The organism is Kitasatospora sp. NPDC101155 (assembly GCF_044768305.1).
Lineage (GTDB): Bacteria > Actinomycetota > Actinomycetes > Streptomycetales > Streptomycetaceae > Kitasatospora.
Window position 1 is genome coordinate 110,708 of the sequence record NZ_JBIWPN010000004.1, and the last position, 12,743, is coordinate 123,450.

Below are 12,743 nucleotides of genomic sequence, written 5' to 3' on the forward strand. Positions count from 1 at the left end.
GTTCGACAGTCTTGTCGAAGTTGGCCTGCGGAGCGGCCAACTCCCCGCCCGCCCTTGGGCGATCAACCAGTGCGCAACCGGTGCGAATGGTGCCCGGACCCACTCGTGACGCCCGTGCGCTGGCGGCTTCAATCGCCTACCTCGGACGCGATCGGCCCGCTCGGCGCCAAGTCGATGAGCGAGAGCCCGTTCAACCCGGTCGCCCCCGCCTTCGCCAACGCGCTGCGCGACGCCACCGGCATCCGCTTCACCGACCCGCCGTTCCTGCGCGACCAGGTGTGGCAGGCGGTGGCCGACCGGAGGCGGTGACGAGGCGGTCACCCTGGGTGGGGGTCCTATTTCCCGGCCGGTGGTCCACAGTGGTAGGGGAGGCCGGGAGAGATGGGACTCACCAGTCACGGACTGCTGGCGCTGGCGGCGCTGCTCGCGGTGGCCACCGTGCTCGGCACGCTCTGGGTCTGGCCCAAGCTCGCCGTCCGCAGCTGGCCCGCGATGTTCCTGCGGCTGGGCACCATCGCCCTCACCCAGGTGGCCCTGCTCGCCACCCTCGGGCTCGCCGTCAACGACTACTTCATCTTCTACAGCAGTTGGTCCGACCTGCTGGGGCGCGAGCACGGCGCCGGTGTCATCCAGGGCGCCGGAGCCACCCCGGGCACCAGCACGACCCCGGGCAGCAGCGCCACCCCAGGCGCCGGAGCCGCCGCGGGCAGCGGCGCCACCCCAGGCAGCGGCGCCGCCCCGGGCGCCAGCGGCACCCCGGCGGGCGGGCGCCCCGGGGTGCAGGCGCTCGGCACGGCGGAGATCACCGGCGCCGACTCGGCCAACCGGGACCCGGCCCGGATCGGCCGGCTCGACCAGGTCCGGCTGCCCGGCACCACCACCGGGCTGAGCACCGACGGGTACGTCTACCTGCCGCCGCAGTACTTCCAGCCCGGCAACGAGGGCCGGCACTTCCCGGCCGTGCTGGTGATGACCGGTTTCCCCGGGGACGCCAAGAACCTGGTCACCAAGCTGCGCTACCCGGCCACCGAACTCGACCTGCTGCGCAAGGGGACGATGAAGCCGACCGTACTGGTGCTGATGCGGCCCTCGCCCAGCATGCCCCGGGACAGCGAGTGCGAGGACATCCCGCACGGCCCGCAGGCGCAGACCTACTTCACCATCGACGTGCCCGCCGACCTGCGGGCTTCCTACCGGGTGCTGGGCGGTGCGGACGGCCTGGGCGTCATGGGCGATTCGACCGGCGGCTACTGCGCCCTCAAGCTCGGCATGGAGCACCCGGCGGTCTTCCCGGTCGTGGCCTCGCTCTCCGGCTACTTCAAGGCCCCGGAGGACGTGACCACCGGCGACCTCTTCGGCGGCAGCCGGCAGCGCCGCGACGAGGCGGATCTCGACTGGCGCCTCTCCCACCTGCCGCCGCCCGCGCTCGCCGTGCTGCTCGCCGACAGCAAGGAGGACGGCAGCACCTACGCCGACTCCAGGGCCTTCGCGGCGGCCGCCCGTCCGCCCCTGGTGGTGGCCCAGGCGACGGTGGACACCGGCGGCCACAACTTCACCACCTGGGACCGGCTGATCCCGACCTCGCTCGGCTGGCTCAGCGCGCACCTGGCGGATCCGGCGTAGCGGGCGCGCCGGGCGCGCCGCGCGCTCACCGCGCGAGCAGCGGCAGCGGTGCCCCCGTACGGGCGGGAAGTTCGAGCCGGGTCAGCAGCGCCGACGGTGAGACCTCGACCACCCGGCAGCCGGCCCGGTGCCGGCAGTGCCGGGCGACCGACGCGCCGCGCAGCCGGTCGAGGCCGCGCCGGGTGGCGGCGCCGAGGATGAGCAGGTCGTCCGGGCCGGTCACGGCGCCGACCAGGGCGGGCCCCGGCTCGGCGTTCACCACCATGGGGTGGATGACCAGGCCGGACGGGTAGCCGCCGTAGGCCTGCTCGAAGGCGATGTCCAGCCGCCGCCGGGCGGCGTGCTCCAGCTCGGAGAGCGGACGCAGCCCGTCCTTGTCGCCCGCCGTCCACGCGGCGACGGGCACCAGCACGGCCTCGTGCCGGGCCGCCTCGCCGACGGCGTGGTAGAGGGCGGCCAGACTGCTCAGTGATCCGCTCAGGCCGACGATCACTCGGGATGTGCCGGTCATGGCCGTTCGCCTCCGTCTCTCCGGTAGGTCACTCCGGTAGTTCACTCCGGGCGAGTTCCGCCGGTTCGGTACTCCTTGCTTCGGATGACTCCAGTGAACCCCGGAACAGCGCCGTCCGTACGGCCGCTGACACCGTCATGACGCCGGTCGTGCACATCTTGACGGCCTACTGACAGGTCCGCCGCTGCGGAGGGTTCAGCCCAGTCCCGGCACGAACTGGATCAGCAGGTCGATCGCCTTGATCCCGAGGAACGGCAGGATCAGCCCGCCCAGCCCGTACACCCGCAGGTTGCGCCGGAGCAGGTCGGTCGCGGAGGCGGGCTGGTAGCGCACGCCGCGCAGCGCCAGCGGAATCAGCGCGATGATGATCAGCGCGTTGAAGATGATCGCGGAGGCGATCGCCGAGGTGGGGCTGTGCAGTTCCATGATGTTGAGGTGGTGCAGCCCGGGGTAGGCGTTCGCGAACATCGCGGGGATGATCGCGAAGAACTTCGCCACGTCGTTGGTGATCGAGAAGGTGGTCAACGCGCCCCGGGTGATCAGGAGTTGCTTGCCCACCCGGACGATGTCGATCAGCTTGGCCGGGTTGGAGTCGAGGTCGACCATGTTGCCGGCCTCCTTGGCGGCCGGGGTGCCGGAGTTCATCGCGACGCCGACGTCGGCCTGGGCGAGGGCGGGGGCGTCGTTGGTGCCGTCGCCGGTCATCGCGACCATGTTCCCGGCGGCCTGCTCGCGCCGCAGGTGGGCGAGCTTGTCCTCCGGGGTGGCCTCGGCGAGGAAGTCGTCCACGCCCGCCTCCGCCGCGATCGCCTTGGCGGTCAGCGGGTTGTCGCCGGTGACCATGACGGTGCGGATGCCCATCCGCCGGAGCTCGGCGAAGCGTTCGGCGATGCCCTCCTTGACCACGTCCTTGAGCTCGACCACGCCGAGCGCCCGTGCGCCGTGCCGGTCGTGCACGGCGACCAGCAGCGGAGTGCCGCCGGTCTCGGCGATCCGGTCCACCAGCGGCTTGGCCTCCATCGGCAGCCGCCCGCCTGAGTCCACCACCCAGCGGGCGACGGCCGCGGCCGCGCCCTTGCGGATCAGGCAGCCGTTGCCGTCCGGCCAGCGCAGGTCGACGCCGCTCATCCGGCTGTGCGCGGTGAACGGCACGGGCTGCTGCTCGCCCAGTTCGCCGGGGGCCCTTGGTGGGACCCAGTACTGGCGATTCGTCAGTTCGATCAACGAGCGCCCCTCCGGGGTCTCGTCCGCGACGGACGCCAACTGCGCGGCCTCGGCGAGCTGTTCCATCGTGGCGCCGGGCAGCGGGTGCAGCGCGACGGCCCGGCGGTTGCCGTGGGTGATGGTGCCGGTCTTGTCGAGGAGCAGCACGTCGACGTCGCCCGCGGCCTCAACTGCCCGGCCGGACAGGGCGATCACGTTGCGCTGCACCAGCCGGTCCATTCCGGCGATGCCGATCGCGGACAGCAGGGCGCCGATCGTGGTCGGGATCAGCGCGACCATCAGCGCGACCAGCACGATCGTGGTCTGCGGCGCGTGGGCGTAGATGGCCATCGGCTGGAGCGAGACGACCGAGAGCAGGAAGATGATGGTCAGCGAGGCGAGCAGGATGTTCAGCGCGATCTCGTTCGGCGTCTTCTGCCGGTTGGCGCCCTCGACCAGGGCGATCATCCGGTCCACGAAGCTCTGCCCGGGGCGGGAGGTGACCCGGACGATCAGGTGGTCGGAGAGCACCCTGGTGCCGCCGGTGACAGCGGTGCGGTCGCCGCCGGACTCGCGGATGACGGGCGCGGACTCGCCGGTGATCGCCGACTCGTCGACGCTCGCGACGCCCTCGACCACCTCGCCGTCCTGCGGGATCACCTCCCCGGCCGGGACGAGCACGATGTCGTGCAGCATCAACTCCTCGGCGGGGAGCACCTCGTGGCGGTGGTCGCGGGTGCCGACCCGCCAGTGCAGCAGCCGTCGGGCGGTGGTGCCTGCCTGGGCACGGCGCAGCGATTCGGCCTGCGCCTTGCCCCGGCTCTCGGCCACGGCCTCGGCGAGGTTGGCGAACAGCACGGTCAGCCAGAGCCAGAAGGAGATCACCCAGGCGAAGACGCTCGGGTGGATCACCGCGCTGATGGTGGTGAGCGCGGAGCCGGTCTCGACCACGAGCATCACCGGGTTGCGCACCATCACACGCGGGTCGAGCTTCCGGACGGCGGCGGGCAGCGCCTCGGCCAGCTGCCGTCGGGTGATCAGCGTGCGGCGGCCTCTGGGCGAGGACGGGCGGTGGCTCGGATGGTGCTGCGGGGGTTGCTCGGGTGCGGGCGCTGGGCGGCGGAACCAGTTCTGCTGGTGGTCGGTGGCATCCGGTGTGGTGAGGGCCGAACGGCGCATCGTCTCGGGGACCTTCCGGGCCGCCCCGAAGCGGCGGGGCGGCGGGCTCGGTGGCGACGGGGAACGGCCGACAGCCCACCACCGGATCGGGCCGCGCCACGCGGCTCTTGACGCAGGCTTGGCGGGGAACCGGCCGTCTTTGACAGTTCCCTGACACCATGATCGATTCGGCTTCGACCTGTACGAACGACCGTTCGCATGGGCTGGAACGAGGAGGATGTCAGGAAGTCGTCAAGGTGCGCCCCCGATGCGTAGGCCGTGCGTCAAGGACCGGTGCCATCGGCGTACGGAAGGTCTCCACTGGAACCGAGGGCCGCCGGACGACGACCCCGCAGACCCGAGGAGCCCGCCGTGACCACCGCCACCGCCGTCATCGACTTCGACGCCGACCGGCCGCAGGAGCGCACCATCCGCCTGGTTCCCGCCGCCGGACGCCAGGACCGCCCCGAGCCGCCCGCACCGGCCGCTGCGGTCGACCAGGCCCGGACCCGCCCGGCGCACTGCCGCTTCGCGATGCACTACGAGGACTGACCCACCCCCTTTCTCGACCTTTGGTAGGAGTAGCCGCCATGACCCAGCTCATCGCCCCTCCCGTCCCCACCGCCTCCGCTGACGCGCTCGGCGGGCCGTGGCCGGCCTCGGCGCGGCCCGGCCCGGGCGGCGAGGTGCTGGTCGGCGGGGTCGGGCTCGCGGAGGCCGCCGAGCGGTTCGGCACCCCGCTGTACGTCCTGGACGAGGGCGAGGTGCGGCGCCGGGCACGGGCCTACCGCCGGGCGCTGCCGCACGCCGAGGTGCTGTACGCGGCCAAGGCCTTCCTGTGCAGCGCGATGGCCGAGTGGGTCGCGGAGGAGGGGCTGGGCCTGGACGTCTGCTCCTCGGGCGAGCTGTGGTTGGCCGTCTCGGCCGGCTTCCCGGCGCAGCGGATCCTGCTGCACGGCAACGCCAAGTCCCCGGAGGAGCTGCGGTTGGCACGGCGGCTGCGGGTCGGGCGGATCGTCATCGACGGCCCGGCCGAGATCGCTCGGCTGGCCGCGCTGGTGGCCGCCGATACGCCGCAGAAGGTGCTGGTCCGGGTCGTCCCCGGGATCGCCGCCGGACACCACACGGCGGTGCGGACCGGCGTCGGCGGGCAGAAGTTCGGCTTCCCGATCGAGGGCGGCGATGCGGCCGACGCGATCGCCCGGGTGCTCGACCAGCCCGGGTTGGAACTTTCCGGGCTGCACTGCCACTTGGGCTCGCAGATCACCGAGCTGGAGCCGTACCTGCGCGCGGTGGACGCGCTGGTGCAGCTGCTCGCCGAGGTCCGGGAGCGGCACGGCGTGGAACTGCCCGAGCTGGACCTCGGCGGCGGCCACGGCATCCGCTACCTGCCCGGGGACGCGGAGTTGGACCTCGCCGAGTTCGCCGTCCGGGTCACCGACCGGCTGGCGGTGCGCTGCGCCGAGGCGGACCTGGAGGTACCGCGCCTGGTGGTCGAGCCGGGCCGCGCGATCGCGGGACCGGCCGCCGTGGCGGTCTACCGGGTGCTGTCCGTCAAGCACTCCGCCGACGGCAGCTGCTTCGTCGCGGTGGACGGCGGGATGAGCGACAACCCGCGCCCGGCGCTGTACGGATCGCCCTACAGCGTGCGGCTGGTGGGCCGCCGCTCGGACGCGGGCACGGCCCGCATGGACGTGGTCGGCCGCCACTGCGAGGCCGGCGACGTGCTGGTGCGCGATGCGGTCCTGCCCGCCGACCTGCGCCCGGGCGACCTGCTCGCGGTACCCGCCGCCGGCGCGTACCAGCTGTCGATGGCCTCGGGCTACAACCTGGTCGGCCGCCCGGCCGTGGCGGCGGTCAAGGACGGCCGGGCCCGCCTGCTGATCCGGCGGGAGACGGTCGAGGACTTCCGCGCGCGCGAAGTCGGCCGCTGAGGGCGGAACAGGTTTGCGCGAGAAGTCGGCCCAGCCGACTTCTCGCGCAAACGTGTTCAGACGCTGGGGATGTCCTCGGCCTTGATGGCGCTGACGACTCCGGGCAGCCGTCGCGGGCAACGCCGAAGCGCTGCTGCGCGCAGTGCTCCAGCGGGCCACCGAACCCCCCGCTCGTGTGGACCGGTAACCCGGCTGCTTCGCCCACCTCCGCCCTGGGGCTTGTCTCCTCAGTCATCCGCGGAGCCGAATCGCGAGATCCGCAATCACCCTGTTGGGCCTGGTGTGCGATCGCCTCCAATGTGCGGCGGTGATTCGCCCACTGCCGCCCACGGATCCGGTCAACTGCTCAGCCCATCAAAGAGATGGCCTTGAGGCTCCGCCGGTATGGCATTGATGAGATCCGGCTGTTGACTACACCTGGTCTCGAAGGGGCCATTGCCTGGACGGGCTTCACGCCGCTGGGGTTGGCCGGGGAGTGTGCGTTCGCTGATGCAGTGTCTAAGTTGAAAAAAGAAGAACATGCACATCCTGGAAGACCGCTCAGCCGATGGAACTGGTGATCCGGCGCGAGGGCTTCGCGCAGAGGTACGGCGGACTGCACTACACCGTGCGAAAAAGTCTCGCGGACGCGAATGGCGGGCGCTCGGAGTAGCTGGTTCTTCGACTGGCGTGGACCGCGCGCTGCCCACCCGATCCGCTACCTCGTCCACACCGACGGGCGCGTGGGAGCCGAGAACACCGCCGGCGACGGTGTCTTCCAGGAGATGGAGGCATCCATGATCCACCGGATCGAGTCCCATGCCGTCATGGACGAGGTCTCGGCCCGGGATCCGTGGCCGAGCGGTGGCCGCGGCCTCGCTATTGCCCGGCAACTGGACAACCTCAGCGAGGTCGCCGAAGCGTCGGGCCCCATGCGGAGCTGGCGGATGTCCGATGCCGTCGCCGTCATGGAGTTCGCCTACGTGAGCAGGGAGTTCCCGCGCGAACGTCAGGCGTGGATCTGGTTCCGGGGCGAGGAGGGCCACCGGCAGGTCAGCGCAGCGGCCTTGCTTGCAGCCGGAGCTGCTGACTACTGAACTTGAATTCGTGATGTCGGTCTGAGGATGATCAGCCGTCCATGATCAGGCCAGTGGTGGCGAGGCAGGCGTCGATGAGGTGAGGCCGGTATTGGATCTTCTTCAAGCTGCGTCTGACGGCCCGGGCAAGCTGGTCGAGGTCGGCGGCGGCGAGGTTGCCGACGGTGTGCTTGACCAGCGACCAGATGCCCTTCTGCGGATTGATGTCCGGTGCGTACGACGGGAGTTGGAAGACGGTCAGCCAGTCCTTGCTCGCCTGGACGAACTCCTGCATCAATGTCTGAGCACCCACCCGGTGCACGGGGACCGGTCCCTCTGTTCATTGTGCGCAGGAAGTCGGCATGGTCGACTTCCTGCGCACGCGCTTGTCCCTCGTCAGGACGGGTAGACGATCGAGCCCAGCGGTGGGCAGGGGATCAGCATGGTGCCGATGCCCGGGCGTTCGACGAAGGCCCGGGCTGCGGCGGCCTGTTCGCGTTGGGTGTCCAGATCGTCGGCGTGCCAGGCGTCGTGCCTCGCGCGGGTGTAGTCCCACGAGTCGTCGACGAGTCTGAGGCTGACGTTGCCGGCGCTGCGCTGGAAGTCCGCCTTCACGGCGGCCTGTCGCAGTGCGGTCTGCGTGGCGGCGAGGTCGAGGCGGGTGATCAGCACGCCGGGGGTGTTCGGCTCGCGGGTCGGCATGGGGGCCTGCGGGAGCAGCGAGACCCCGGTGTCGAGGCGGCCGATGTTGTCGACGGTCGCCTGCTGGGCCTCCCTCGCGATGATCTGTATCTCCCGGTGCAGCCAGAGGAACTCGTCGAGGTCGGCCGGGGTGACGCGCATCCGCTCGTACAGGGCCCGGAACCGGGGGTCGTGGTGCAGCGGGCGCACGAGCGGCATGTGGAACGCCACGCAGTCGTTGAACCCGTTCGCCACGGCGGCGTCGAAGTGGAGGAGGCCCTGATCCACCTGCCCTTGTGCGATGGCCAGACCGCCGAGGCCCGAGTGCCCCGACGCGACGAGCCACCTGCCGTCGGGGCCGAGCGCCGAGGCGCGCACGACGATGTCGTGGAGGCCGGCGACGACGTCGACGCCCCGCGGGGTGAGGCCATGGGTCATGACCGCCACCTGAAGATCGTGCACGCGGGCGGTCAGTGACGTGACGGTGTCGGCCATGGATCTCCTCGGTGGTGGTGAGGGTGGCAGGTGCTCAGGCTCGGGCCAGCCAGCCTTCTTCAAGACCGTCAAGGACGAACCCGTTGTCGAAGCGCACCCGGTAGGTCGTCCGAGCGCCCGCTCCGGCGTTGACCGCTCCCACCCGGGCGACGTTCTGGCGGAGGTCATCGATCAGGCTCGCCGCGAACGCGTCGAACCGATGGCCGCGAATTTGCTGATCGAAGCTCGCGAGGTAGTCCTGGCCTGCGCGGCCGGCTTCCGTGGTCGAGCCCATGACCGTTCCCGCCAGGCCCTCGGCGAGGAACAGCGGACCGGGGAGGCCGCCCCTGGTCGCGGTGTCACCTGCGGTGACCTGCGCATCCCTGGTCAGCTTGACCCTCGTGCCGGCCTCGTACGGCATGGGCACCCCTCATCGTTCGATCTTGGACTCGCAAGCGTAGTCGAATTACCTTGAGGAGAAACGGTGTTCGGCAAGAATCGGGAGCTTCACGATCCGCAGACCGGGACGGGAGTGCCGCACAGGAGGAGCGGGCGGCCGGCGCCGTGTTCCCAGGCGTTCCAGGCATCGTGGACGCGGCCGGCGTCGTCGGGCTGCATGACGGTGTCGAGCAGATGGCGGGGGATCCAGTGCAGGGCCCGGATGTCCGGCGGCAGGCGGTGGAGGTTCATGGTCCTGGCCTGCCGTGTGGTCACGACTCCTCCGGCATAGACGAGGTTGAGCGCCTCGGGGTGGTGGTGGCGGGCGACGTAGTCGACCGTGCGGAGAGGCAGGACGAGCCCGGTCCACCACTGGCCTGATCGCGGGCGGCTGATCATCCTCAGGCCGACATCACGAATTCAAGTTCAGTAGCAGGCAGCCTGACGGCGCGCCGCGATCTGCTGTCATCGATGGCAGATCGCGAGGTGAGCGTCCTTCAGGAGTTTCGGCCCACGACGGTCGGGTGCCCCTATCGGCCCGTCGACCAGGACAAGCGGGGCACTTAGGGTAGATGCCGCGACTCGTTCCGACCGCTGCTAGGCTGCGCGTCCATTACCAACTCATTGGAGCAGCAACCAAATTGGGAGGGCCAATGAAGGTTCTCATCACCGGCGGCGCCGGATTCATCGGATCCACTATTGCCAGCGCCTGCCTGGACGAGGGCATCGAGCCCGTTCTCCTGGACGACCTGTCCACCGGACGCCCCGAGTTCACCACCGGCCGCACCTTCTACCAGGGCGACATCTGTGACGGCGACCTGATCGACCGGATCTTCCACGACCACCCGGACATCCACGCCACCATCAACTGCGCCGCCCGCATCGTCGTCCCCGATTCCGTCGCCGACCCGCTCGCCTACTACGACGCCAACGTCACCAAGGGCCTGGCCCTGGTCACCCACCTGCTGCGCAACGGCTGCCAGCGGCTCGTGTTCTCCGGCTCGGCCTCGATCTACGACTCCGGCCAGGCCATCACCGAGGACGCGCCGCTCAAGCCGCTGTCCCCGTACGCGCGCACCAAGGCCGCCTTCGAAGGCGCCCTGGAGGACATCACCGGAGGCACCCCGCTGCGCGTCATCACCCTGCGGTACTTCAATCCGATCGGCGCCGACCCCAAGCTCCGCACCGGCCTGCAGACCACCAAGCCCACCCATGCCCTCGGCGTCATGATCGACCGCTACCGCGCCGGTGAGCCGTTCCCGGTCACCGGCACCGACTGGCCCACCCGCGACGGCTCCGGCATCCGCGACTACGTCCACGTCTGGGACCTGGCCGCGGCCCACATCGCCGCCGTACGCCGCTTCGACACCGTCGTACCCGAGGCCGGGCCCCGCTACCTGCCCGTCAACCTCGGTTCCGGCGACGGCACCACCGTCTTCGAACTGATCAGGGCGTTCGAGGACGTGACCGGCGAGCCGCTCGCCCACCACCTCGCCGACGCCCGCCCCGGCGACAACGCCGGCGCCTACCCCGCCATCGACCGCGCCCGCGACCTGCTGGGCTGGACCCCGGCCCACACCCTCCAGGACGGCATCGCCGCCGCCCTGGCCTGGAACAACTCCCGCCACACGATCCTCAAGGGCGAGTGATGACACCTGCCGTTGCTGATTCCGTTGTCGGAGATCAGCAATCCGGGCATTACGGCCCGGAAGGTCCGTCACGGTGCCACCTGCCCGCCCCGCGCTCGCCGTGCCGGGCGGGAGACGTTCGAGGACTTCGTCTGCGCGAAGTCGGCCGCTGAGGGCGGAACACGTCTGCGCGAGAAGTCGGCCCAGCCGACTTCTCGCGCAGGCATGTTCAGGGGCTAAGGAGTTCGCCGACCTTGATGGCGGCGACGAAGGCCGTTTATGCGCCGCGGGAACGGAGTGTGCGGACGCTACCGTCCGGTGTAGGTGAACTCGTCGGCCGGGCTCTTGGGAGAGATGGCCTGGCCGACCTTCACGGTGATGTCAACCGTCTGGTGGACGTCGATCAGACCGGGCGCGGTCGCGATGATCTGGCCGGTGTTGACGAACTTGACCGAGTCGGATGCCTTGTCCTTGAAGTACACGGTGGCGCCCGGGGTGAAGCCCTCGCCGCTGACGGTGACCGGGGTGCCGACATTTCCGCTGGTCGGGCTGACCGCACTGACCACCACGGGCGGGGGTCCGCCATAGGCGAACTGCCCCATCGCGACGGCCGGGGAAGTGCCGAGGGTGTTGGTGACGCGGACGTGGACGACGCCGGATCCGTCGGGGACCTGAGCGGTGATCTTGATGCCGGAGGGGTCGATGGTGAACTTGGTGCAGGCGAACTTGTCGAAGTCGACCACGCTGTCCGGACTGAAACCGGCGCCGTTGATGGTCACCGTGTCGCCCGCTTTGCCGAAGGAAGGGGTCACGTTCGTCACCTCCGGCCTGGGAGGGAGGTCAGGCGCCCCCACCAGGTCCAGGTAGGTGTCGTTGGCGTGCTGGAAGGCGACCTGGCCGAGGAAGTCCTGGGTGGTCTTGTTGACCAGGCTCTTGTTGAGGCTCGTGTATCCGGTGTTCATCAGGCAGAGCGTGCCGGGCTGGACGTAGACGTTGCCCTTGGGGCGCTGGGAGAACGTCCCGATGAGCAGCTTCACCTCGTCGGTCGCCTGCGGTCCCGGGCTCGGGTACCAGGCGGCGGTGGTGTCGAGATCGGCCCACGCGTGCGGTACCAGGTCGTAGGCGTTGTTCTGGCGCTCGTCGATGACCCACGACAGGGAGTTGAAGTAGTCGACGAAGCTCTGCACGCCGGCGGTGGGAGCGGCATAGGTGATCACCGCGAACTTCGGCTGTTTCCTCCAGGTCTTTGCCTGTGCCTGCAGGTACGGCGCGAGCATGCTGGCGATGCAACCGCCCAGGCTGTGACCGGTCAGATAGACGGTCGGCTGCGGCGAGGTGGGCGCCGCCTGGATCGCGGCGGAGAGCGCCTGAACGAGCGTGAGGTTCGGGGAGGGTGAGGCGATCGAGCTGGCGGTGGTAACCCGGTCGAACGCATCCTTCGCCCCCTTGGAAACGAAGGGCTTCGGCGATCCGCTCTCGGGGAACGGGACGACTTTGCCGACCTCGAGGTCCTCGAAGATGTCGGTCCAATCGGCGTCGGTTCCGCGAGCGGCCACGGCGAACTCGTTCGAGCCGTTGGTGCTCTTCGCGATGTAGGCCATGTTGGCGTTGGCGTCGCTCAGGGCGAGCCACACCAGCTGCCACGCGCCCTGCGTCGCGAGGCCGGGATCGCTCAGTTGCGCGTTGATGCCGGTGATGATCCGTGCGGTCTGGTGCTCCAGGGTTTCCCCGGACGGACGCGGGGTGGCCCCGGTGGATGCAAGGGCGGCCAGGGTCATGGTCACCTGGGCGATTGTCGGATCGGGTGCCATCGTCGTTCCTGCTCCTCGGATGTTGTGCCGGTGCGGAGGCGGGACGGCCTTTCGGCAGCATCAGGGCAGACCTGTGCCGAACCGACCGTCAGAGTGGATCGCGCACCATCAGACCTTCCCTCTGCGTTGTCCGGTGCTCTTCCCGCCCGCAGGTTGACCAGGTTCACCTTGTTGGCCGTTCGTCAGACGCGTGTGCGGTTCGCCGAGAACCCGGCTCCGGACCTGGA

General features: G+C 70.2%; 12 protein-coding genes and 1 pseudogene. 6 read left to right on the forward strand and 7 right to left on the reverse strand.

The annotated features are described in order from the left end of the window. Positions 1-138: 138 nt before the first annotated feature. Together ACIRYZ_RS07210 and ACIRYZ_RS07215 are read left to right on the forward strand one after the other, a co-directional pair. Positions 139-309 (forward strand): annotated as a pseudogene (locus ACIRYZ_RS07210) (hypoxanthine oxidase); the annotation flags it as partial. Positions 310-381: 72 nt separating this feature from the next. Further along, positions 382-1,623, forward strand: coding sequence for an alpha/beta hydrolase (locus tag ACIRYZ_RS07215; protein ID WP_402940700.1), 1,242 nt, complete (start codon positions 382-384; stop codon positions 1,621-1,623). Between the two features lie 25 nt (positions 1,624-1,648). Here the strand turns inward: ACIRYZ_RS07215 and ACIRYZ_RS07220 are convergent, their stop codons facing one another. Then, positions 1,649-2,134 (reverse strand): universal stress protein, encoded by a 486-nt coding sequence (locus tag ACIRYZ_RS07220; protein WP_402940703.1) that lies wholly within the window; start codon positions 2,132-2,134, stop codon positions 1,649-1,651. A 195-nt stretch (positions 2,135-2,329) separates the two neighbouring features. Next, positions 2,330-4,516 (reverse strand): potassium-transporting ATPase subunit KdpB, encoded by a 2,187-nt coding sequence (gene kdpB, locus ACIRYZ_RS07225; protein ID WP_402940706.1) that lies wholly within the window; start codon positions 4,514-4,516, stop codon positions 2,330-2,332. A gap of 351 nt (positions 4,517-4,867) precedes the next feature. Here kdpB and ACIRYZ_RS07230 point away from each other — a divergent pair, with 351 nt between their 5' ends. The 3 genes from ACIRYZ_RS07230 (at position 4,868) to ACIRYZ_RS07240 (ending at position 7,505) form a co-directional block, all read left to right on the forward strand. Next, positions 4,868-5,047 (forward strand): hypothetical protein, encoded by a 180-nt coding sequence (locus ACIRYZ_RS07230; RefSeq protein WP_402940708.1) that lies wholly within the window; start codon positions 4,868-4,870, stop codon positions 5,045-5,047. A 38-nt stretch (positions 5,048-5,085) separates the two neighbouring features. After that, positions 5,086-6,429, forward strand: a complete 1,344-nt coding sequence (lysA, locus tag ACIRYZ_RS07235; protein ID WP_402940711.1) for a diaminopimelate decarboxylase — start codon at positions 5,086-5,088, stop codon at positions 6,427-6,429. Between the two features lie 776 nt (positions 6,430-7,205). After that, complete coding sequence (locus ACIRYZ_RS07240) at positions 7,206-7,505, forward strand: hypothetical protein (RefSeq protein WP_402940713.1); 300 nt, start codon at positions 7,206-7,208, stop codon at positions 7,503-7,505. A gap of 31 nt (positions 7,506-7,536) precedes the next feature. On the opposite strand, the gene ACIRYZ_RS07245 is transcribed toward ACIRYZ_RS07240, so the two are convergent. From ACIRYZ_RS07245 to ACIRYZ_RS07260, 4 genes are all read right to left on the reverse strand, one after another. Further along, positions 7,537-7,779, reverse strand: coding sequence for a transposase (locus ACIRYZ_RS07245; protein ID WP_402940716.1), 243 nt, complete (start codon positions 7,777-7,779; stop codon positions 7,537-7,539). Between the two features lie 101 nt (positions 7,780-7,880). Continuing rightward, positions 7,881-8,660, reverse strand: a complete 780-nt coding sequence (locus ACIRYZ_RS07250) for a hypothetical protein (RefSeq protein WP_402940718.1) — start codon at positions 8,658-8,660, stop codon at positions 7,881-7,883. A 34-nt stretch (positions 8,661-8,694) separates the two neighbouring features. After that, positions 8,695-9,060: a hypothetical protein gene (locus ACIRYZ_RS07255; RefSeq protein ID WP_402940721.1), complete on the reverse strand. Its 366-nt coding sequence runs from the start codon at positions 9,058-9,060 to the stop codon at positions 8,695-8,697. 86 nt (positions 9,061-9,146) lie between these two features. After that, positions 9,147-9,476: a hypothetical protein gene (locus ACIRYZ_RS07260; protein WP_402940724.1), complete on the reverse strand. Its 330-nt coding sequence runs from the start codon at positions 9,474-9,476 to the stop codon at positions 9,147-9,149. Positions 9,477-9,730: 254 nt separating this feature from the next. Here ACIRYZ_RS07260 and galE point away from each other — a divergent pair, with 254 nt between their 5' ends. Further along, positions 9,731-10,726, forward strand: coding sequence for a UDP-glucose 4-epimerase GalE (gene galE, locus ACIRYZ_RS07265; RefSeq protein WP_402940727.1), 996 nt, complete (start codon positions 9,731-9,733; stop codon positions 10,724-10,726). A gap of 287 nt (positions 10,727-11,013) precedes the next feature. Here the strand turns inward: galE and ACIRYZ_RS07270 are convergent, their stop codons facing one another. Further along, entirely contained in the window at positions 11,014-12,483 is a 1,470-nt protein-coding gene (locus tag ACIRYZ_RS07270) for an IPT/TIG domain-containing protein (RefSeq protein ID WP_402941438.1), read from the reverse strand. Between the last annotated feature and the right edge of the window lie 260 nt (positions 12,484-12,743).